This window comes from Citrobacter sp. CtB7.12, from assembly GCF_001297795.1.
Lineage (GTDB): Bacteria > Pseudomonadota > Gammaproteobacteria > Enterobacterales > Enterobacteriaceae > Citrobacter_A > Citrobacter_A amalonaticus.
In genome coordinates, this window is record NZ_LIFT01000003.1 from 147,607 (window position 1) to 169,168 (window position 21,562).

19 protein-coding genes are annotated in these 21,562 nt (G+C 53.2%); 9 read left to right on the top strand and 10 right to left on the bottom strand.

The features are described from left to right. From sapF to osmB, 8 genes are all read left to right on the top strand, one after another. A complete protein-coding gene (sapF, locus tag AOY24_RS04690; protein WP_043000548.1) occupies window positions 1-807 on the top strand; it encodes a peptide ABC transporter ATP-binding protein SapF in 807 nt (268 codons plus the stop codon). Between the two features lie 123 nt (window positions 808-930). Next, entirely contained in the window at window positions 931-1,719 is a 789-nt protein-coding gene (fabI, locus tag AOY24_RS04695; protein WP_043000547.1) for an enoyl-ACP reductase FabI, read from the top strand. Between the two features lie 200 nt (window positions 1,720-1,919). Continuing rightward, window positions 1,920-3,059, top strand: coding sequence for a carboxymuconolactone decarboxylase family protein (locus AOY24_RS04700; protein ID WP_054176240.1), 1,140 nt, complete (start codon window positions 1,920-1,922; stop codon window positions 3,057-3,059). A gap of 89 nt (window positions 3,060-3,148) precedes the next feature. Continuing rightward, on the top strand, window positions 3,149-5,083 hold the full coding sequence (locus AOY24_RS04705; RefSeq protein ID WP_054176241.1) for an exoribonuclease II: 1,935 nt from the start codon (window positions 3,149-3,151) through the stop codon (window positions 5,081-5,083). 247 nt (window positions 5,084-5,330) lie between these two features. After that, window positions 5,331-7,322: a cyclic di-GMP phosphodiesterase gene (gene pdeR / locus AOY24_RS04710; RefSeq protein ID WP_054176348.1), complete on the top strand. Its 1,992-nt coding sequence runs from the start codon at window positions 5,331-5,333 to the stop codon at window positions 7,320-7,322. Window positions 7,323-7,504: 182 nt separating this feature from the next. Beyond that, window positions 7,505-7,687, top strand: a complete 183-nt coding sequence (locus AOY24_RS04715) for a hypothetical protein (RefSeq protein WP_044257733.1) — start codon at window positions 7,505-7,507, stop codon at window positions 7,685-7,687. A 90-nt stretch (window positions 7,688-7,777) separates the two neighbouring features. Then, window positions 7,778-8,527: a DNA-binding transcriptional regulator YciT gene (locus AOY24_RS04720; RefSeq protein WP_043000543.1), complete on the top strand. Its 750-nt coding sequence runs from the start codon at window positions 7,778-7,780 to the stop codon at window positions 8,525-8,527. Window positions 8,528-8,785: 258 nt separating this feature from the next. After that, the gene (osmB, locus tag AOY24_RS04725; RefSeq protein WP_042318738.1) at window positions 8,786-9,004 is read left to right on the top strand and encodes an osmotically-inducible lipoprotein OsmB; all 219 of its coding nucleotides are present in this window, start codon (window positions 8,786-8,788) and stop codon (window positions 9,002-9,004) included. Window positions 9,005-9,127: 123 nt separating this feature from the next. Here the strand turns inward: osmB and yciH are convergent, their stop codons facing one another. The 5 genes from yciH to pgpB all read right to left on the bottom strand — a co-directional run bounded on the left by yciH (window position 9,128) and on the right by pgpB (window position 12,767). Next, entirely contained in the window at window positions 9,128-9,454 is a 327-nt protein-coding gene (gene yciH / locus AOY24_RS04730; protein ID WP_043000542.1) for a stress response translation initiation inhibitor YciH, read from the bottom strand. Then, window positions 9,454-10,191, bottom strand: coding sequence for an orotidine-5'-phosphate decarboxylase (gene pyrF, locus AOY24_RS04735; RefSeq protein ID WP_043000541.1), 738 nt, complete (start codon window positions 10,189-10,191; stop codon window positions 9,454-9,456). Before pyrF ends, yciH begins: the two co-directional genes overlap by 1 nt. 176 nt (window positions 10,192-10,367) lie before the next feature. Continuing rightward, complete coding sequence (gene lapB / locus AOY24_RS04740; protein ID WP_043000540.1) at window positions 10,368-11,537, bottom strand: lipopolysaccharide assembly protein LapB; 1,170 nt, start codon at window positions 11,535-11,537, stop codon at window positions 10,368-10,370. Between the two features lie 6 nt (window positions 11,538-11,543). After that, a complete protein-coding gene (locus tag AOY24_RS04745) occupies window positions 11,544-11,852 on the bottom strand; it encodes a LapA family protein (RefSeq protein ID WP_042318731.1) in 309 nt (102 codons plus the stop codon). A gap of 150 nt (window positions 11,853-12,002) precedes the next feature. Further along, window positions 12,003-12,767 (bottom strand): phosphatidylglycerophosphatase B, encoded by a 765-nt coding sequence (pgpB, locus tag AOY24_RS04750; protein WP_044257730.1) that lies wholly within the window; start codon window positions 12,765-12,767, stop codon window positions 12,003-12,005. Between the two features lie 196 nt (window positions 12,768-12,963). On the opposite strand from pgpB, the gene ribA reads away from it, so the two are divergent. After that, window positions 12,964-13,554, top strand: a complete 591-nt coding sequence (ribA, locus tag AOY24_RS04755; RefSeq protein WP_044257729.1) for a GTP cyclohydrolase II — start codon at window positions 12,964-12,966, stop codon at window positions 13,552-13,554. A gap of 50 nt (window positions 13,555-13,604) precedes the next feature. On the opposite strand, the gene acnA is transcribed toward ribA, so the two are convergent. From acnA to topA, 5 genes are all read right to left on the bottom strand, one after another. Next, complete coding sequence (gene acnA, locus AOY24_RS04760) at window positions 13,605-16,280, bottom strand: aconitate hydratase AcnA (RefSeq protein ID WP_043000537.1); 2,676 nt, start codon at window positions 16,278-16,280, stop codon at window positions 13,605-13,607. Window positions 16,281-16,613: 333 nt separating this feature from the next. Next, complete coding sequence (gene ymiC, locus AOY24_RS25330; RefSeq protein ID WP_225738869.1) at window positions 16,614-16,709, bottom strand: small membrane protein YmiC; 96 nt, start codon at window positions 16,707-16,709, stop codon at window positions 16,614-16,616. Between the two features lie 305 nt (window positions 16,710-17,014). After that, window positions 17,015-17,155: a YmiA family putative membrane protein gene (locus AOY24_RS23510; RefSeq protein WP_212807457.1), complete on the bottom strand. Its 141-nt coding sequence runs from the start codon at window positions 17,153-17,155 to the stop codon at window positions 17,015-17,017. 321 nt (window positions 17,156-17,476) lie between these two features. After that, window positions 17,477-18,451 carry an HTH-type transcriptional regulator CysB gene (cysB, locus tag AOY24_RS04765; RefSeq protein ID WP_043000536.1) on the bottom strand — a complete coding sequence of 325 codons (975 nt, stop codon included), beginning with the start codon at window positions 18,449-18,451 and terminating at the stop codon, window positions 17,477-17,479. A gap of 216 nt (window positions 18,452-18,667) precedes the next feature. Further along, complete coding sequence (gene topA, locus AOY24_RS04770; RefSeq protein WP_043000535.1) at window positions 18,668-21,265, bottom strand: type I DNA topoisomerase; 2,598 nt, start codon at window positions 21,263-21,265, stop codon at window positions 18,668-18,670. Window positions 21,266-21,562: the final 297 nt, after the last annotated feature.

Below are 21,562 nucleotides of genomic sequence, written 5' to 3' on the forward strand. Positions count from 1 at the left end.
ATGGTTGAGACCTTACTTGAAGTTCGCAATCTGAGTAAAACCTTCCGCTACCGGACAGGCTGGTTTCGCCGTCAGACCGTAGAAGCCGTGAAACCGCTGAGCTTTACCCTCCGTGAGCGACAGACGCTGGCCATCATCGGCGAGAACGGTTCCGGCAAATCCACGCTGGCCAAAATGCTGGCAGGAATGGTCGAGCCAACCAGCGGCGAGTTACTGATTGACGATCATCCGCTCGAATTTGGTGATTATTCGTTTCGCAGTCAGCGCATTCGCATGATTTTCCAGGACCCGTCGACCTCGTTGAACCCGCGTCAGCGTATTTCGCAAATCCTCGATTTTCCGTTGCGCCTGAATACCGACCTTGAGCCGGAACAGCGACGCAAGCAGATTATTGAGACCATGCGGATGGTAGGACTGCTGCCCGATCATGTCAGCTATTATCCGCATATGCTGGCGCCAGGACAAAAACAGCGTCTGGGACTCGCCCGCGCGATGATCCTGCGCCCGAAAGTCATTATTGCCGATGAAGCGCTGGCGTCGCTCGATATGTCGATGCGCTCGCAGTTAATCAACCTTATGCTGGAATTGCAGGAGAAACAGGGTATCTCTTATATCTACGTCACCCAGCATCTTGGCATGATGAAACACATTAGCGATCAGGTTCTGGTGATGCATCAGGGGGAAGTCGTTGAACGCGGCAGTACCGCCGATGTACTGGCCTCTCCGCTGCATGAACTGACAAAACGATTAATCGCCGGTCATTTTGGCGAAGCGCTGACGGCCGATGCCTGGCGAAAAGACCGTTAACCGCTCTCCTGTTGTGGTCGGACTCGATCGCCCGATGTCACATGTTAGAATGACCGCGCTTTAACGGCATCTGGCCCCCTAACCGCGGCCGGTCGCCACAACATTCACATAAGGATTTAAGCTATGGGTTTTCTTTCCGGTAAGCGTATTCTGGTAACCGGTCTTGCCAGCAAACTGTCCATCGCCTGGGGTATCGCTCAGGCGATGCACCGCGAAGGTGCGGAACTGGCATTCACCTACCAGAACGACAAACTGAAAGGCCGTGTGGAAGAATTTGCTGCTCAACTGGGTTCAGACATCGTTCTGCAATGCGATGTCGCAGAAGATGAAAGCATCGACACCCTGTTCGCAGAGCTGGCCAAAGCCTGGCCGAAATTTGACGGTTTCGTTCACTCGATCGGTTTTGCCCCTGGCGATCAGCTGGACGGCGACTACGTGAACGCGGTCACCCGCGAAGGCTTTAAAATCGCTCACGACATCAGCTCCTACAGCTTTGTGGCAATGGCGAAAGCCTGCCGTTCTATGCTGAATCCGGGTTCTGCCCTGCTGACGCTCTCCTACCTGGGCGCTGAGCGCGCGATCCCGAACTACAACGTAATGGGGCTGGCAAAAGCGTCTCTGGAAGCGAACGTTCGGTATATGGCGAACGCGATGGGCCCGGAAGGTGTACGTGTTAACGCCATCTCTGCCGGTCCGATCCGGACTCTGGCCGCCTCCGGCATCAAAGATTTCCGTAAAATGCTGGCGCATTGCGAAGCGGTGACCCCGATTCGTCGTACCGTGACTATTGAAGATGTGGGCAACTCTGCAGCCTTCCTGTGCTCCGATCTGTCCGGCGGCATCTCTGGCGAAGTGGTTCACGTTGACGGCGGATTCAGTATCGCTGCAATGAACGAACTGGAACTGAAATAATCGTGCCGACTTCCCCCGTGGGCGGTGCCCTGCCGCCCATGCTCTTAACTCTTCCCAGCAATATAGCTTTTTGATCTTTGTTATCACGCAACAATCTTTCATCCCTTCCCCCGCTTACGCCAGGATAAAGCAGCGAGAACGATCCGGCGTGATTTGACGACGACGTGTCCGGGTCGCCACATACAGACCAAGGAACGCCCATGGAACAACGCCGATTCAACGGCAAAAGCCACTGGTATCATGAAACCCAGTCCAGCACCGGTCCGCAGGACGTGTTGCCGCTGGTGCCCGAAGCCGCACACGTTGAAGACCGCTTTCTGTTGGATTTGGTGATCCCTGAAGATGCGCTTTTACCCTTTCAGTCCTGGCTGCAACCGGCCCGCCAGCTTGCTCATGAACTGTTCCCTGACACCGTTTTATTGAACCGCCTACATACCTTCAGCGCCTATGAACGCATGAGTACCGCGTTGACGGTCGCCCAGGTGTATGGTGTTCAGCGGCTTTGCAACCACTATGCCGCCCGTTTGACGCCGCTTCCCGGCCCGGATTCGTCGCGTGAAAGTAATCACCGGCTGGCACAGATTACTCAGTACGCGCGCCAGCTCGCCAGTTCACCCTCAGTGATTGATAACCGCGCGCGCCAGCATTTATGCGATGTTGGCCTTTCTGCGTGGGATATCGCATTGATGAACCAAATCATCGGCTATGTCGGTTTTCAGGCGCGTGTCGTCGCTACGTTTCAGGCATGGCTGGGGCAACCGGTACGCTGGGTGCCAGGTCTGGACACACAATCATTCGCCGACGTATCCCTGTTTCAGCAACCCGATGCCACCTGGCATTCGGCGCACGAGCAGGTCGAACTGCGCTACGCAACGGCGGAACAGTTGGAGTGTCTGTCGTGTTATCAGCCAATCGCCGCCCTTCAGCCCATCGCTCCTAATCTGGTTCATCAACCGACGCTGCTTACGCTGCTCGGTACCCTGCTTAAAAGCACATTGTCCATTGAGTCCCCCGCGCACAATTTCACCACACTACTGACATCGCGAATTAACGGCAGTGCAAGCTGCTTTAACCAACTGGCGACGTCAGTGGAAATCGCCGACTTATTGCGCCAGAGCGAACACGAAATAGAACGCCGGGAACAACAGCAGCCGGTTGAGCGTCCGCTGTTCCAGGCGATACAATTGCTGACGCGTGCCCCCGATCGTTTCAGTGCCGCGCAGTTCAACCCGTTCAACGAGTCCTGTACCTCCGTTGAACAGGCAATCAACCTGCTGGCCTGGTCGGGGTTATGCGGATGGCTGAATCGTCTGAAAATCGCACTGGGCGAGACACATTAACCCTTTCATTGCCATAAAGAGCGCTTGCCGCATCAGGTACTTTCGCGTAAAACTGTCAGCCGCTCTTATGGCCACGAAAATAGACAAATATGTTTCAGGACAACCCGCTGCTAGCGCAGCTTAAACAGCAACTGCATTCCCAGACGCCACGTGCTGAAGGGGTGGTAAAAGCCACGGAAAAAGGCTTTGGCTTCCTGGAAGTCGATGCGCAAAAAAGTTATTTCATTCCACCGCCGCAGATGAAAAAAGTGATGCATGGCGACCGTATCATCGCCGTCATCCACACTGAAAAAGATCGCGAATCTGCGGAGCCGGAAGAGCTGGTTGAGCCGTTCCTGACCCGCTTTGTCGGTAAAGTACAGGGTAAGAACGATCGCCTGTCCATCGTGCCGGATCACCCGCTGTTGAAAGACGCCATTCCCTGCCGCGCCGCTCGCGGTGTGGAGCATGAATTTAAAGAGGGTGACTGGGCCGTTGCTGAAATGCGCCGTCATCCGCTCAAAGGCGATCGCACCTTCTTCGCCGAATTAACCCAGTTCATCACGTTTGCCGACGACCACTTCGTCCCCTGGTGGGTCACCCTGGCGCGGCATAATCTTGAAAAAGAAGCGCCGGATGGCGTAGCGACGGAAATGCTGGATGAAGGGCTGGAACGTCAGGATCTGACAGCGCTGAATTTCGTTACTATCGATAGCGCCAGCACGGAAGATATGGACGATGCGCTGTATGCCGAAGAACTGGCTGACGGCAAATTGCAACTGACCGTGGCGATTGCCGACCCTACTGCCTGGATCGCCGAAGGCAGCAAACTGGATAACGCCGCGAAAATCCGGGCGTTCACTAACTATCTGCCGGGCTTCAACATTCCAATGTTGCCACGCGAACTGTCTGACGACCTCTGCTCACTGCGCGCCAATGAAGTGCGCCCGGTACTCGCCTGTCGCATGACCATTGCCGCAGATGGCACCATTGAAGATGACATCACGTTCTTCGCTGCCACCATTGAGTCAAAAGCAAAACTGGCTTATGACAACGTCTCTGACTGGCTGGAAAACCGCGGTCGCTGGCAGCCTGAAAGTGAAGACATCGCCCAGCAGATTCGTCTGCTGCAGCGTATTTGCCTGAGCCGTGGTGAGTGGCGTCATCAGCATGCGCTGGTGTTTAAAGATCGCCCAGACTACCGCTTCATTCTCGGCGAAAAAGGTGAAGTGCTCGATATCGTCGCAGAACCGCGTCGCATCGCGAACCGGATTGTCGAGGAATCCATGATTGCGGCCAACATCTGTGCCGCACGCGTGCTGCGCGACAAACTCGGCTTTGGCATTTACAACGTTCACCTGGGCTTTGACCCGGCCAATGCCGATGCGCTGGCCGCGCTGCTGCAATCTCACGGAATGCATGTGAACGCCGAAGAAGTATTAACTCTGGAAGGCTTCTGCAAGCTGCGTCGTGAACTGGATGCGCAACCGTCGGGTTTCCTCGACAGCCGTATTCGTCGCTTCCAGTCTTTTGCGGAAATCAGCATTGAGCCGGGTCCGCACTATGGGCTGGGTCTGGAGGCTTACGCCACCTGGACGTCACCGATTCGTAAGTATGGCGATATGATCAACCATCGCCTGCTGAAAGCCGTCATCAAAGGTGAAACCATTAACCGTCCGCAGGAAGAGATCACCGTACAGATGGCTGAGCGTCGTCGCCTGAACCGCATGGCGGAACGCGATGTTGGCGACTGGTTATATGCCCGCTTCCTGAGTGATAAAGCGGGCACGGATACCCGCTTCTCGGCGGAAATCATTGATGTCAGCCGTGGCGGGATGCGTGTACGTCTGGTGGATAACGGCGCGGTAGCTTTTATCCCTGCGCCATTCCTGCATGCGGTGCGCGATGAACTGGTTTGCAGCCAGGAGAGCGGCACCATCCAGATCAAAGGTGAAACCGTCTATAAAGTGACGGATGTGATTGATGTCACCATCGCCGAAGTGCGGATGGAAACCCGCAGCATCATCGCCCGTCCTGCCGCCTGACGACCTGCCCAGTAACGGCCTTTCTTTTCAGGAAAGGCCGTTTTCTTTCCCCCAAATCGCCATTCTCTCACTACACTCTGACTGTCAGCCGGATATATTTTCTACAGCGCCTATGCTTTTTCCCGGTTCTGAATTACAAATAAATACATAAACAAAACAAGATGTTCAGCTACCGTAATTTTTAATTAACGCTGGCTAATCCCTTCCATTCAGGGTTGTTTGTGCTTTAAGCGGGAGGGTGTTCATGATGAAAGACAGTCTGGAGACCACAACGTTGTATAGCTTTTTGGGTACTCACGCGCCTTACTGGCGTTTGTCAGAAGATTCCAACACCCTGCATTTGTCCGTCACCGAAGCGACCGACCGAGTGGAGAGCGTTGAGCTTGCGCCCGAGCAAGCCGAACGGATCCGTGAAATGACCGTCATCACCTCCGGTCTCATGATGACACTCCCCTTTGAAGACAACGATGTCCCGGTGCACCTGGTGGGCCGCAAAATTAACAAACATGAATGGGCTGGCAGTGCGTCGGCCTGGCACGACACCCCTTCTGTTGCGCGTGACCTGGTCAAGGGGCTCTCGTTTGCTGAACAAGTAGTGACAGAAGCCAACTCGGCGATTGTGATCCTCGACAGTCGGGGTAACATTCAGCGCTTCAATCGCCTGTGTGAAGAGTACACCGGGTTGAAAGAGCAGGAAGTGATTGGACAGAGCGTCTTTAAACTCTTCATGAGCCGCCGGGAAGCCGCCGCTTCGCGTCGCAACATCAGCGGCTTCTTTCGCAACGGCAACTCGTATGAAGTGGAACGCTGGGTAAAGACCCGCAAGGGACAGCGTCTGTTCCTGTTCCGCAATAAATTTGTCCACAGCGGCAGCGGTAAAAACGAAATCTACTTGATCTGTTCCGGTACGGACATCACGGAAGAACGACGTGCGCAGGAAAGGTTGCGCGTGCTGGCGAATACCGACACGATTACCGGGTTGCCAAACCGCAACGCTATCCATGAACTGATCAACGAGGCCATCGAACAGGCTGGCGACAGTCAGGTGGGTATTGTTTATCTCGACCTGGATAACTTCAAGAAGGTGAACGATGCCTATGGTCATATGTTTGGCGATCAGCTTTTGCAGGCGGTATCGTTAGCCCTCCTGAGCTGTCTGGAAGAGAATCAACTGCTGGCACGTCTCGGTGGTGACGAGTTTATTGTACTGGCCAGCCAGACGTCTCAGAGCTCGCTTGAGGCGGTCGCCTCGCGGATCCTCACCCGATTGCGCCAGCCCTTTCGTATCGGCCTCATAGAAGTCTATACCGGCTGTTCTGTCGGTATCGCGATGGCACCTCAGCACGGCGAGGACAGCAGCAACCTGATCCGCAATGCGGATACTGCAATGTACACCGCCAAAGAAGGCGGACGTGGTCAGTTCTGCGTCTTCTCGCCGGAAATGAACGAGCGGGTATTCGAATACCTGTGGCTGGACACCAACCTGCGCAAAGCGCTGGAAAACGATCAGTTACTGATTCACTATCAGCCGAAAGTGACCTGGCGAGGTGAAGTCCGCGGCCTTGAGGCGCTGGTGCGTTGGCAGTCCCCTGAACGTGGGCTTATCCCTCCGCTGGAGTTCATCTCATACGCTGAAGAGTCCGGGCTGATTGTGCCGCTCGGCCGCTGGGTGATCCTCGATGTTATACGCCAGGTCGCGAAATGGCGGGATAAAGGCATAAACCTGCGCGTGGCGGTTAACATCTCTGCCCGGCAACTGGCTGATCAAACGATTTTCACCGATCTGAAGCGCGTATTGCGCGAGCTCAATTTCGAATATTGCCCTATTGATGTCGAGCTGACGGAGCGTTGCCTGATTGAGAACGAAGAACTTGCGCTATCCGTCATTCAGCAGTTTAGCCAGCTTGGCGCGCAGGTGCACCTGGATGACTTTGGTACCGGTTATTCCTCGCTTTCGCAACTGACGCGTTTCCCAATTGATGCCATTAAGCTGGATCAGATTTTTGTCCGCGACATTCACAAAAAGTCGGTGTCACAATCGATGGTGCGCGCGATCGTCGCCGTGGCACAGGCTTTGAATCTCCAGGTGATTGCCGAAGGTGTGGAGAGCGCCAAAGAGGATGCTTTTCTGACGAAAAACGGCGTCAATGAGCGACAAGGTTTTTTATTTGCCAAACCGATGCCTGCCGTTGCGTTTGAGCGCTGGTACAAACGTTACCTCAACAAGAAAAAGCGCTAAGCCAGCAATATGATCATCCGGGCGAAACGGGAAGTTTCGCTTTTCGCCCTATTCATATCTGTCTGTAATCGCGGAATATATAATATTCCCCAAAGGTTCAGGTCTGGCGGAATTTTCCCTTCTCTTTTGCCGCCATTTTTTGCATCATTAAATTCTTTCATACTTTGACCAAGGATCCCCCCATGTCTGATATCGATGCTAAACGGGTTGCCGAGCGTATTGATACCGTGCTTGATATCCTGGTGGCCGGTGATGTCCACTCCGCCATCCATAATCTCGAAATTCTGAAGGCGGAATTGTTGAGTAAGGTGCAGGATGACGCCATATCAGCGGCGAACAAACCCCGGGCACCGTGGGAGATCTAAATTTTTCGCGCGCGGCTTGTGTCGCCTGGATGCCACACCGCCGCATGTGTTTAATCTCGCGGTATCATTACCGCTATAAAAACTAACGCTATGAACTCCCGACAACAAAAAATTTTGCAAATGGTCATTGATAAAGGCCAGATGAGCGTCTCTGAACTGGCCAAAATCACTGGCGTTTCTGAAGTTACCATTCGACAGGATCTAAATACCCTCGAGAAGCAGAGCTTTCTGCGGCGCGCGCACGGTTTCGCCGTTTCGCTGGATAGCGAAGATGTGGAAACCAGGATGATGACCAACTACACCCTGAAGCGTCAGCTTGCCGAATTTGCGGCGTCGCTGGTCAGCCCTGGCGAGTCGGTATTCATTGAAAATGGCAGTAGCAATGCCCTGCTGGCAAGAACGCTGGCGGAACAAAAGGACGTCACCATCATCACGGTCAGCAGTTACATTGCGCACCTGCTAAAAGAGACGCCCTGCGAAGTGATCCTGCTTGGCGGTATTTACCAGAAAAAAAGCGAAAGCATGGTGGGACCGCTGACTCGCCAGTTTATTCAGCAGGTCCACTTCAGTAAGGCGTTTATCGGCATTGATGGCTGGCAGACCGAAACGGGATTCACGGGGCGCGACATGATGCGTGCTGATGTGGTCAATGCCGTGCTGGAGAAAGGTTCGGAAGCCATTGTCCTGACCGACAGTTCAAAATTCGGTGCGGTCCATCCCTACACCCTTGGCCCTATCGAGCGGTTTAGCCGTGTGATCACCGATGCCAGAATTAGCGCCAGTGACCGGGCGCTGATGGAACAGCGTGGTCTGACCGTTAATATCGTCGACGCCGAGTAAAATATCCGCAAATGATTTGCTCATCGCAGATCATTTGCGCTCTGAGACTATTCTGACTCCCGAATTAAGACTATTTACCTGTTGTTCACAGGCGAAAGTCGTAAAATTACTATTAGCGATATAACAGGAAGTGACTATCACCTGCGTGATATTACCCTGCGCACTAAGGTTTCACGGATGCCCTCTTTAATGACCGATATTTTAACTATAGTTAAAGAGAGCTTACTTCCGTGAATCATTAATTCAGGAGAAAGTATTATGTTTGTAACGAGCAAAAAAATGACCGCCGCCGTGCTGGCGATTGCCCTGGCAATGTCCCTGAGCGCCTGTTCTAACTGGTCTAAACGTGATCGTAACACCGCTATTGGTGCGGGTGCGGGTGCATTAGGTGGCGCTGTCTTAACGGATGGTAGCACACTGGGTACGCTGGGTGGTGCCGCTGTCGGTGGTATTATCGGCCACCAGGTAGGTAAATAATCATAAATAATCTACGGTTGTCCGGCTCGATATAATAATACGATTATTTTTTTCTGGTCTGCACTACACAGTTTATTTAGCAGTAACAATAAAAGCCACGATATTTATATCGTGGCTTTTTCGTTAACCACCTGCCAGTTTCACTTTCAGGCCGCGAGCTTCCAGTAGCGACTTAATTAAATCGCGCTTATCACCCTGAATTTCAATTACGCCATCTTTGACTGCTCCACCGCAGCCACATTTTTTCTTCAGTTCCGCAGCCAGTTTGCTGAGTTCGCCGTCATCCAGATCAATACCAGTAATCAGGCACACGCCTTTCCCCTTGCGCCCGCTGGTCTGGCGCTGGATACGGACAATCCCGTCGCCCTTCGGACGTTCGGGCGCGGCTTTAGGTTCATCAATCCGCCCACTCTCCGTCGAATAAACCAGACGGCTGTTGGAATCGCTCATTACGCCTCCCGCTTCAATGACGCATTGATGGCCTTCAGCGTCTGCGCCGGATCGTCAGACTGCGTCACCGGACGGCCAATGACCATATAATCAACACCCGCCGCCAGTGCCTGTTCAGGGGTCATAATCCGCCGCTGATCGCCAGCGGCGCTCCCCTGCGGTCGGATACCCGGGGTAACCAGTTTGAAATCGCGACCAAATGCCTGCTTAAAGCGCACCGCTTCCTGAGCTGAACAGACCACGCCATCCAGACCACATTTTTGCGTCAATGCCGCCAGGCGCTCGGCGTGCTCCGCCGGTGACAGTGTCACGCCGATATCCGCCAGATCGCTGGCTTCCATACTGGTCAACACGGTGACCGCGATTAACAGCGGCGCATCTTTACCAAACGGCACCAGCGCTTCACGGGCGGCGGTCATCATTCTCGCCCCACCCGACGCATGGACGTTGACCATCCAGACGCCAAGATCCGCTGCAGCAGCCACCGCATGAGCGGCGGTATTTGGGATATCATGGAATTTCAGATCCAGAAAGATATCAAAGCCACGCTGCTGGAGATCGCGTACCAGTTGAGGTCCGAACAGCGTGAACATCTCTTTGCCAACTTTCAGACGACAGTCGCGCGGGTCGATTCGATCGACAAACGCCAGGGCGCTATCACGGTTATTATAATCGAGAGCAACGACGACGGGAGAATCGGTAGCAGCGCGGGGAGAAGATGAAGCAGTTAACGTCATAACCAGGCCTTCTTGCTAAGGGGGCAAATGGGTAAACGGCGTGCATTCTACCTGTCAGGCGCAAAAATTAACAGACGCGATTACACCACTGCCAGGCGATGTGGCGCCGATGCCAACGTGAGGAAGTGGACTAAACTATGAGTATGTTGTAACTAAAGCGGAATTTTTTTTAAAAATTACAATCCATCAAGTCCACGAATTGGCTTAATCGTTGACCAGGCGCGGCAGGATGGACAGTGCCAGTACAGGGTATACGCGGTAAAACCGCATTTAGAGCAGCGGTAGCGCGGCTTGCTACGCACCTGCTCGCCCACCATATCACGCAGCACCATCAGGCTCTCTTTTGCACGACCCTCTTCGGCTTCGTTAAGGTGATAATCCATCAGCTTATGGAATACGCGCATCGTCGGATGACGCTGGAGCTGACGGGTAATATACACCTGCGCGGTCTCCGTCCCTTCGCGCGCTTCGAGAATATCGGCCAGCATCAGTTCTGCGGCCGCGCCGGTATTTTCTTCTACCGCACGGCGCAGGAATTCCGCCCATTCATCATTTTTACCTAGCTGTTGATAGCAGGTCTGGAGCATTTCCAGCGTTTCGCTGACCAGTTCTTTATCCTGGGAAATCACCCGCTGGAGACATTCAACGGCCTTCGCGTAATCGCCCTTCGCCATCCAGACGCGGCCCATCATGATAGAAACCCTGGCGCTATTTTTATCCGCCGCTGCCCCTTTTTTCAGCAGCGCCATGGCGCGATCCATATCGTCGCTGCCCATCTGTTGCAACGCCAGTTCGCAGTAAAAATGGGCGATTTCGATACGCTGTTTATCTTTACCCAGTTTGACCAGTCGCTCGGCAACCTCAATGGCCTTCTGCCAGTCACTGGTCGCCTGATAGATCTGCAACAGTTGCTGCAACGCACCTACGCGAAATTCCGTTTCATCAGTAAGCTGATTAAACATATCCTCCGCCCGGTCATACAGCCCGGCGGCCATGTAATCACGGCCTAACTGCTGAACCGCCAGCAGCCGCTGTTCATAGGTCAGCGAGGCGCTTTCCATGAGAGTCTGGTGAATACGGATGGCGCGGTCGACTTCGCCGCGAGAGCGGAACAGGTTTCCGAGGGTGAGATGAGCCTCAACGGTGCCGGTATCCTCTTTCAACATATCGAGGAACAGATCCACCGCTTTATCTTGTTGGTTGCTCAGGAGGAAGTTAACCCCCGCGACGTAATCGCGGGACAGGCGGTTAGCTTCATCCTGTTTTGTTTGTTGCGCACTTCTGCGACCCATATACCAGCCATAGGCGGCAGCAACAGGTAAAAGCAGAAACAACAACTCCAGCATAAACGATTATTCCTTCGCGACCGACGTACCAGACGTCACCACAACGTCTGTCGCAGGCGAGAGTTGGTTTTCCAGTCGTTTAATTTTACGTTCAGCACGCACCAGAGAAACACGAACCCGCAGCCAGAAAAGACCGCAGATCAACCAACCAATGGCGAAACCCGCTGCGAACAAAACGGCCAACAAGGTTGAGATACGATACTCGCCCTGAGCCAACAGGTAATTAAAGGTCACCTGTTGATCGTTCTGCGCACCCAATGTTACCGAGATAACAAATATCGCCAACACCAGTAAGAAAATGAGTAAATATTTCACATTACTTCCCGTTATGTGGTTTAAGCGAATAAATCGTGTTCAACTTACCGCATTTAGCCTTTTAAATTACCATTTTCACGGCGTGTGCGAAATGGGAAAGCAGTCAGCTATTGGATGATTTAAGGGTAAACCAGTCAAAATCAACCCTGGTCAGCGGTTTTGCTCACGTTCAGCAATCTCCTGCCTTTCTTCTGGCGGCGGCGTCAAAGGCCCGCAGAACCGCTGTGCAAGCCAAGTCGCCAGCGTCACCAGCGCCCATGAAATCAGCGTCGCGACCACCAGATCACGCGGCCAGTGCATGCCGAGCAGCAAACGACTGCCCATCACGCCCGTCGCCCACACCAGTAAAATGGCAATCGTCACCGTCCGGCGTCGCGGCCACAATAAGCCGACAGCGAGCAGCGCCCAGCTTGCCGCAAACATCGTGTGACCTGACGGAAACGCAAACCCGGTCTCTTTTTGCCAGTGTTGGCGTAAAAAGTGTGGAATAGCCTGCTGGGTGGTAAGTTGCTCCTTCACCAGGTCGCTGCGATCCTTACGTTTTAAAGTGTAGAACTCATCAACCGGAATATGATGCGTTTTTTCCAGCCATATCACGAAAGGACGCGGTTCCTGTACCCGCTCTTTCACCCACGACTTGACGCCCTGACCTAGCAGGATTGCCCCCGCCAGAATAGTAAAAAGCATTACCGCCGCTTTAAGACGAAAGCGCAAACACCAGAAGAACCAGCCACAGAGAATAACATGTGTGATGATACCCCACGGCTGAGTGACCGTTTCGGTTATCCAGTACATCGCTTTTAGCCATCCGGTATCCTGCCCCGGTTGCCAGCTCCAGCCGGACACCCACACGGTAACGGGCATAATCAACAACAATCCCGCGCCAGCCGCAGTACGCTTTGCAATCGACAGCATGAACACCTCTTTAACGGATAAGTGTCACAATCATAACCGAAAAATCCCCTGTTCGGGGAAATTGACAGATTTGTGCCATTCGCAGGATGATTGCGCGGCGGCGATTAGGTGAAGTCCGTCGCCTTATGGCAAAATAAGAAGATAAGCCAACAGGCAACGGCACAACATCGCGTGCCGGCATTATCTGGAGAAACACATGCAGCTTAAACGAGTGGCAGAAGCCAAACTGCCAACCCCATGGGGCGATTTCCTGATGGTGGGATTTGAAGAACTGGCAACCGGACACGATCACGTCGCGTTAGTATATGGTGATATTTCAGGTCAGACGCCGGTTCTGGCCCGTGTCCATTCAGAATGTCTGACGGGCGATGCCTTGTTCAGCCTGCGCTGCGACTGTGGTTTTCAACTGGAAGCCGCCCTGACGCATATTGCGGAAGAAGGACGCGGTATTCTGCTTTATCATCGTCAGGAAGGACGTAACATCGGCCTGCTCAATAAGATTCGCGCCTACGCGTTGCAGGACCAGGGCTACGACACCGTAGAGGCCAATCACCAGTTAGGGTTTGCCGCGGATGAGCGCGATTTCACCCTCTGCGCAGATATGTTCAAGCTGCTGGGCGTTGACGAAGTACGTCTGCTCACCAATAACCCGAAGAAAGTTGAGATTCTCACTGAAGCCGGGATCAATATCGTGGAGCGGGTCCCGCTGATTGTGGGCCGTAATCCCAATAATGAACATTATCTGGATACCAAAGCGGCCAAGATGGGTCACTTGTTGAGTAAGTAAGCCATGCGTTAAAAAAAGCCTGCATCGTGTCATGCAGGCTTTTTTACGACTTACTTCAGCATGTTACGAATCACGTAATGTAAAATGCCATCGTTCTGGTAGTAAGTTAACTCGGTCGCGGTATCGATGCGGCAACGGCACTGCACCACCTCTTTGTTCCCGTCGGTCCGGGTTAACGTCACCGGCACCGTCGCGCCAGGTTTCAGTTGTTGCAGATCGGCAATATCGATAGTCTCTTCCCCGGTTAGCCCCAGCGTTTTGCGCGTAACACCCTGTGGGAACTCCAGAGGCAGGATCCCCATCCCAATCAGGTTGGAGCGGTGGATACGTTCGAACGACTCTGCAATGACGACGCGAATTCCCAGCAATCGCGGCCCTTTCGCCGCCCAGTCACGACTGGAACCCGACCCATACTCTTTACCAGCAATCACCGCCAGCGGGATGTTCTCCTGCTGATACTGCATAGCCGCATCATAGATAGACAACACCTCGGTGCCAGGCAGATGTCGCGTCATTCCGCCTTCCACACCCGGCACCATTTCGTTGCGAATACGGATGTTAGCGAAGGTCCCGCGCATCATCACTTCGTGGTTACCGCGTCGCGAACCGTAGGAGTTGAAGTCTTTGCGCTCCACGCCGTGGTTTTGCAGATACCGCCCTGCAGGACTGTCAGCTTTAATACTCCCGGCCGGAGAAATGTGGTCAGTGGTCACCGAATCCCCCAACATCGCCAGAATGCGCGCGCCGTGAATATCGGTCACCGGTGCTGGCTGCGCCAGCATCTCGTCAAAGAACGGCGACAGGCGAATGTAGGTCGAGTCATTTTGCCAGCCGTAAGTGTCTGAGCGGTCAACATTGATCGCTTTCCACTCAGGCGTCCCTTCGAACACTTCCGCATATTCTTTGCGGAACATTTCTGAAGAGACCAGATCGACGGCGCGGGCAATTTCCTGCGCCGACGGCCAGATATCTTTCAGATAGACCGGATCGCCTTTGCGATCGTGGCCGAGCGGATCTTTCTCCAGGTTGATGTTCATATTGCCCGCGAGCGCGTAGGCAACGACAAGCGGCGGTGACGCCAGCCAGTTGGTTTTCACCAGCGGGTGAATACGACCTTCAAAGTTACGGTTGCCTGACAGCACCGCGCCTACGGTCAGATCGCCCTTCTTAATCGCGGTTTCGATAGGCTCCGGCAGCGGTCCAGAGTTACCAATACAGGTCGTACAGCCATATCCCACCAGATTAAAGCCCAGTTCATCGAGATACGGTGTCAGTTTCGCCTTTGCCAGATAATCTGACACCACTTTCGACCCTGGCGCCAGCGACGCTTTCACCCACGGCTGACGCTTCAGTCCCAGCGTAACGGCTTTTTTCGCCAGCAAACCCGCCGCCATTAGCACGCTGGGGTTAGAGGTGTTGGTACAGGAGGTGATGGCCGAGATGACCACCGCACCGTCGGGAAGCTGATATGACTGTCCGTTTAGCACATACTCTACTGGCCGACGGTCTTTCTGCGCAGTGTTCAGTTCCAGTTCGCTGCTGGCAGCAAAGGCTTTCGGCACATCGCCGAGTGCAACGCGATCCTGCGGACGTTTCGGTCCGGCGAGGCTTGCCTCGACATCATTCATATCCAGTGCCAGGGTACTGGTGAAGATCGGTTCATCACCGGTGTTGCGCCACATCCCCTGCGCCTTCGCGTATTTCTCCACCAGTTCGATTTGGTCTTCACTGCGTCCGCTCAACCGCATATAGTCCAGCGTCACGCCGTCGATCGGAAAGAAACCACAGGTCGCACCATATTCCGGCGACATATTGGCAATGGTGGCCCGGTCAGCCAGCGGTAAGGAATCCAGCCCGTCGCCATAAAATTCGACAAATTTGCCGACTACACCGTGCTTACGCAGCATCTGGGTGACGGTTAACACGAGATCCGTTGCAGTGATCCCCTCACGCAGTTTTCCGGTCAGTTTGAAACCCACCACATCCGGGATCAACATTGAGACAGGTTGCCCCAACATTGCCGCTTCAGCCTCGATACCACCCACGCCCCAGCCCAGAACACCCAGACCGTTAATCATGGTGGTGTGTGAATCTGTGCCGACCAGCGTGTCCGGATAAGCCACCCATTCACCGTCCTGCAATTCGCTCCACACCGCTTTGCCAAGATATTCCAGGTTAACCTGGTGGCAAATACCGGTTCCCGGCGGCACGACGCTGAAGCGACTGAAGGCCTGTTGGCCCCATTTCAGAAACACATAGCGCTCATGGTTACGTTCCATTTCAAGGCGCACGTTCTCTTCGAATGCATCGTCATCGCCAAAATGGTCAACGGTGACGGAGTGGTCGATCACCAGATCCACTGGCGAGAGAGGATTCACTTTCGCCGTATCGCCGCCCAGGCGTTTTACCGCTTCGCGCATTGCGGCGAGGTCCACCACCGCCGGGACGCCGGTAAAGTCCTGCATCAGTACGCGTGCTGGACGGTAGGCAATTTCGCGATCGGCATGGGCATTTTTTAGCCACCCTGCCAGCGCCTGGATATCGTCCTGGGTAACCGAATCGCCGTCCTGCCAGCGCAGCAGGTTTTCCAGTAAGACTTTCAGTGATTTGGGCAGACGGGTGAGATCGCCCAAAGATTTCGCAGCCAGCGGCAGACTGTAATAGTGGTAGGTTTTGTCTTTGGCCTGCAGTGTGTCCTTACTGGCTTCTCGTAGGGTTGACGACATAGCTCCTCCTTAATGACAGGGTTGCGATGCCCTGATTCTCCTCAGGGTGAATATTAAAGATAACACAAACAGAATGTAACGTTTTGATAACAACCCAAATTGATAAAAGAGGAAAAACCGAACGGCGAAGATACAAGTGAAGACGAGCGCGTGTATGAAGGGGAAGAAAACCTCGCCGTAGCGAGGTTTCAGATTGCTGGCAACCTGTAGATTTGTGTTTATGCCGGGTGGCGGCTAAGGCTTACCTGTTCTACAGACTTTTCGATATCAATGTGTTGCTCAGGCCACATATGAGCCTGCTAAGCGTAGCGCCATCAGGCGGAAGGGTTGAGATTAATTCATCACGATCCAGAGCAGTTCAGCCCAAAAGAGCAGCGAGACGGAAAATGCGCCCATCCAGGACCAGTATTTCATATTTGCAGTCATCATCGGCTATACCCGTTTTGTTTAATACATTGTGTTGAGACTTTCTCAACGCTTTATTGCTGCGGTGTATAGGTAAAAGCGCACCGTGATAATTTATCGGTACAAAAGAAACGGTAATAAGAATGGTGACGATTATTGTTTCTGTTGATCGTCTTCGTCGAATAACTCAATAAACTTTTGCTGTTGCTGAGTCAGCTTCCAGGATTTGGGAACAGTTTTCACGCACGCGCCTTTTTTCGTTTCTCGTACGGTGTCACCAGAGTGACATGTAGGTAACGACGTCTGTTGTGGGTCGTGAACCTCCATTTTTACCCCCAGGCATTCCAGATCAACAGTGCGATCACGACCCAAAACAGCGCTGAGCCCAGGAAAACCGCAAGCCAGGCTTTGCGTTTCATCTCAGGGTCCCGACGTGGCTCCTGGTTTTCAGACGGCATTGCTAACCTCATACAATCGGCATCACTTATCATTTAAGCACCAACAATCGGTACAATTAATCATCAGATGAGACAAATCCTAATGAAACTTTAGTCAAAAATCCAGTGAATTTACGAATCGTTTCCAGTGAATAAATCAATCTTTTGATCGAAAATAAATATTTGAAAAGGGAAATTTGCGAGGCGGGGAATAAGACACTACTTTACGGTCGATTATCCATAATCATCATGTGGACATTATTATTACGCCAGCCTTAATAAAACCAATAGCGATTTAATTAAAACTTTCGGTATCTCCTGCGAACAAAAGATACCGACCGTTTTCTGTGACGATTACTTTTCAGGTAATTTGATATCTTTAAACATCTCTTCTATTTCTTCGTTCGAGCGCAACGCCACGGCGGTATCCACCACGTCACGCGTCAAATGCGGGGCGAAACGTTGAATGAAATCATACATGTAACTGCGCAGGAACGTGCTGCGACGAAAACCGATCTTTGTCGTGCTGTGGCTGAAGACGTCGTGGGCGTCCACGCGAACCAGATCCGGGTCGGACAGCGGATCGACGGCCATGCTGGCAATCACCCCCACTCCTAAGCCTAAACGCACGTAAGTTTTGATCACATCGGCGTCAGTCGCCGTAAAGACGATACGTGGCGTCAAACCTGCGCGGTTAAACGCGGTATCCAGTTCAGAGCGCCCCGTAAAGCCAAAGGTGTACGTCACCAGTGGATACTGTGCCAGTTCTTCAATGGTCACCGACCCTTTATTGGCCAGCGGATGCTCAGGCGTGACCACAATCGAACGATTCCAGTGATAGCATGGCAACATGACCAGATCGTCATACAGATGCAGCGCTTCCGTGGCAATGGCAAAGTCGGCATTTCCTTTTGAAACCGCTTCGGCAATCTGTGTGGGTGACCCCTGGTGCATATGCAGCGACACACGCGGATAGCGCTCAATAAAACCTTTAATCACATTCGGTAGCGCATAACGCGCCTGGGTATGCGTCGTCGCAATATAGAGAGAGCCTTTATCCGGCCAGGTATGCTCACCGGCAACGGACTTTATCGCATCCACTTTGGAGAGCACTTCGCGCGCAATGCGGATAATCTCCTGACCAGCCGGCGTCACCTGAGTCAGATGCTTACCGCTACGGGCAAAGATCTGGATGCCAAGTTCGTCTTCCAGCATGCGAACCTGCTTACTGATACCCGGTTGCGAGGTATAAAGGCCTTCCGCGGTGGAGGAGACGTTAAGGTTGTGATTCACCACCTCAACAATGTAGCGAAGCTGCTGTAATTTCATGTTAAACCATCCAGATTAGCGCCATCAGGTCATCGTTTCAGAGCAGGCAGTGATGCGCTGCTAATACGATTTAATAATAAAAAAGCCGTTAACTATAACCACTATATCATTAATAAACAGGCTGTATAGCGGTGAGTAAAAAATAATAAGTCCGCTATAAAAACAAAAAAAGGGCCGCTTACGCGACCCTCTTCAGCACAACTGCACCGTGGGCGGTTACTTCTTGCCTTCGACCCATTTGCCATCAACAAAGAAGGCAGACCAGCCGGTCGCTTTCCCGTCTTTTTCAGCGGCAACATACTGCTGTTTGGTCTTACGGCTAAAACGCACCAGCGTTTTATTGCCTTCCGGATCCTGTTGCGGCGCATCGGCCAGATAACGCAGTTTTTCTGGCAGACGATCGCGGAAGCGGTATAACTCTTCCACCAACGGCGCGCGCGTCTCACGGGATTTCGGGAAAGTATTGGCAGCCAGGAAGACCCCGGCAGCGCCATCACGCAGCACGAAATACGCATCCGATTTTTCACACGGCAACTCGGGCAGCGGAACCGGATCTTCTTTCGGCGGTGCAACTTCACCGTTACGCAGGATCTTACGGGTGTTTTTACACTCGTCGTTAGTGCATGCCATGTACTTACCGAAACGCCCCATCTTCAGGTGCATCTCAGAGCCACATTTTTCGCACTCGACGATCGGACCGTCATACCCTTTGATACGGAATTCGCCTTCTTCGATCTCGTAGCCGTCGCAGGTCGGGTTATTACCACAAACATGCAGCTTGCGCTTCGGATCGATCAGGTAGCTGTCCATCGCCGTACCGCACTTCTGACAACGACGTTTGGCGCGCAGGGCGTTGGTTTCCGCGTCATCACCTTCCAGCACGTTCAGGACTTCGTTTTCCGGCACCAGGTTAATGGTGGTTTTGCAGCGCTCTTTCGGCGACAACGCATAACCCGAGCAGCCAAGGAACACGCCAGTACTGGCGGTGCGAATTCCCATTTTGCGTCCGCAGGTGGGGCAGTCGATGCTGGTCAACACCATCTGGTTCGGACGCATCCCGCCCTCTTCCGGATCTTTCTCCGCTTTGTCGAGTTGCTGAGTAAAATCACTGAAGAAGTTGTCGAGCACGCCTTTCCATTCGATTTCGTGATTCGCGACCTGGTCGAGGCTGTTTTCCATCTGCGCGGTGAAATCGTAGTTCATCAGCTCGCGGAAATTCTCTTCCAGACGATCGGTGACAATCTCACCCATTTTTTCCGCATAGAAGCGACGGTTTTCCACCCGCACGTAGCCACGATCCTGAATGGTCGAAATGATCGACGCATAGGTCGACGGACGGCCAATTCCGCGTTTTTCCAGCTCTTTCACCAGCGAGGCTTCGCTGAAGCGCGCCGGTGGCTTGGTGAAGTGTTGAGCCGGGATCAGTTCAACCAGAGACAGCGCATCACCTTTATTCACCGCCGGCAGCGTCCGGTCTTCATCACCTTTACGCAACGCGGGCATCACTTTCGTCCAGCCGTCGAAGCGCAGAATACGACCGCGCGCCTTCAGACGAAAATCACCCGCACCCACGGTTAGGGTGGTGGAATCGTACTGCGCTGGGGTCATCTGACAGGCGACAAACTGACGCCAGATCAGCTGATACAGTTTTTGCGCGTCGGCTTCCATATCCTTCAGCGTTTCCGCCAGCACGGAGACGTCGGAAGGACGAATCGCTTCGTGTGCTTCCTGCGAATTTTCTTTGCTGGCGTACTGATTCGGACTTTCCGGCAGATATTTCTTGCCGAAATTGTCGCCGATGTAACCGCGCACCATATTCACGGCATCCTGACTCAGGTTGGTCGAGTCGGTACGCATATAGGTGATGTAGCCCGCTTCGTACAAACGCTGCGCCATCATCATGGTCTTTTTCACGCCAAAACCGAGACGCGTGCTGGCCGCCTGTTGCAGCGTGGAGGTGATAAACGGCGCGCCCGGCTTGCTGCTGGTCGGCTTGTCTTCACGTTCCAGAACGCTGTAGCGCGCTTTCTCCAGCAGGCTTACCGCCGCAAGCGTCTGCTCACGGTTTTCCGGACGAAACGGCTTGTCGTTCTGATGGGTCACCTGCAAAGGCAGCGCATCGCCGGAAGGCGTGGTGGTATTGGCATCAATTTCCCAGAACTCTTCCGGTACAAACGCTTTAATCTCGCGCTCACGCTCAACGACCAGACGCACCGCCACGGACTGAACGCGACCGGCTGACAGACCGCGAGCAATTTTTTTCCACAACAGCGGCGAGACCATATAGCCCACCACGCGATCCATAAAGCGACGTGCCTGCTGAGCGTTAACCCGGTCAATGTTCAGTTCGCCCGGCTTTTCAAACGCCTGACGAATCGCATTCTTGGTAATTTCGTTAAACACCACGCGACTGTAACGCGTGTCATCACCCCCGATCACTTCCCGCAGGTGCCATGCAATGGCTTCCCCTTCGCGGTCAAGGTCGGTTGCGAGATAGATGTGGTCGGCCTTTTCAGCCAGTTGTTTCAGTTCAGAGACGACCTTCTCTTTACCGGGCAGCACTTCATAGTGCGCATCCCAGTTGTGCCACGGGTCAACGCCCATACGGTTGACGAGCGCGCCACGTTCATCCTTTTTGGGCTTTTTAGCCGTTTTGGTGGAGGTAGAGTCGGCGCTCTTTTTAGCTGCTGAGCCACTGGTCGGCAAGTCACGGATATGACCGACGCTGGACTTAACCACGTAGTCATTACCCAGATACTTGTTGATCGTTTTGGCTTTTGCCGGGGACTCAACGATGACAAGAGCTTTACCCATATTCACCTTTACCTAAATTGATTCTTCCAGGAATGCGTCGCACGTTGATACACCATCCACTGGCGACGAGCCACGGATATGGTCCCTGCGTCTGCGGATATCAACCCCTTGTACTGACTCTGTACACTAAATAGCCAGGTGACTGAGTTGACAGGTTTTTTCGCACAGAGGCGCTATAGCACGACGGAATTTCGGTCGAATGTCAAGCAAATCTGTTGCCTGGTTGACGAAAGCGTCACACTGTACCTGATAAAATTCGTTACGCAACTTTATTAGCATGCAAAACTAAATCCTGCC

Bases quoted from the DNA above. Each gene is read 5' to 3' on its own strand.
- AOY24_RS04705 (WP_054176241.1), top strand. From the start codon at position 3,149: ATGTTTCAGGACAACCCGCTGCTAGCGCAGCTTAAACAGCAACTGCAT.
- AOY24_RS23510 (WP_212807457.1), bottom strand. From the start codon at position 17,155: ATGAGGTTAGCAATGCCGTCTGAAAACCAGGAGCCACGTCGGGACCCT.
- sapF (WP_043000548.1), top strand. From the start codon at position 1: ATGGTTGAGACCTTACTTGAAGTTCGCAATCTGAGTAAAACCTTCCGC.
- fabI (WP_043000547.1), top strand. From the start codon at position 931: ATGGGTTTTCTTTCCGGTAAGCGTATTCTGGTAACCGGTCTTGCCAGC.
- yciH (WP_043000542.1), bottom strand. From the start codon at position 9,454: ATGAGCGATTCCAACAGCCGTCTGGTTTATTCGACGGAGAGTGGGCGG.
- pdeR (WP_054176348.1), top strand. From the start codon at position 5,331: ATGAAAGACAGTCTGGAGACCACAACGTTGTATAGCTTTTTGGGTACT.
- AOY24_RS04720 (WP_043000543.1), top strand. From the start codon at position 7,778: ATGAACTCCCGACAACAAAAAATTTTGCAAATGGTCATTGATAAAGGC.
- pgpB (WP_044257730.1), bottom strand. From the start codon at position 12,767: ATGCTGTCGATTGCAAAGCGTACTGCGGCTGGCGCGGGATTGTTGTTG.
- lapB (WP_043000540.1), bottom strand. From the start codon at position 11,537: ATGCTGGAGTTGTTGTTTCTGCTTTTACCTGTTGCTGCCGCCTATGGC.
- AOY24_RS04700 (WP_054176240.1), top strand. From the start codon at position 1,920: ATGGAACAACGCCGATTCAACGGCAAAAGCCACTGGTATCATGAAACC.
- ribA (WP_044257729.1), top strand. From the start codon at position 12,964: ATGCAGCTTAAACGAGTGGCAGAAGCCAAACTGCCAACCCCATGGGGC.
- pyrF (WP_043000541.1), bottom strand. From the start codon at position 10,191: ATGACGTTAACTGCTTCATCTTCTCCCCGCGCTGCTACCGATTCTCCC.
- osmB (WP_042318738.1), top strand. From the start codon at position 8,786: ATGTTTGTAACGAGCAAAAAAATGACCGCCGCCGTGCTGGCGATTGCC.
- ymiC (WP_225738869.1), bottom strand. From the start codon at position 16,709: ATGATGACTGCAAATATGAAATACTGGTCCTGGATGGGCGCATTTTCC.
- cysB (WP_043000536.1), bottom strand. From the start codon at position 18,451: ATGAAATTACAGCAGCTTCGCTACATTGTTGAGGTGGTGAATCACAAC.
- acnA (WP_043000537.1), bottom strand. From the start codon at position 16,280: ATGTCGTCAACCCTACGAGAAGCCAGTAAGGACACACTGCAGGCCAAA.
- AOY24_RS04715 (WP_044257733.1), top strand. From the start codon at position 7,505: ATGTCTGATATCGATGCTAAACGGGTTGCCGAGCGTATTGATACCGTG.
- topA (WP_043000535.1), bottom strand. From the start codon at position 21,265: ATGGGTAAAGCTCTTGTCATCGTTGAGTCCCCGGCAAAAGCCAAAACG.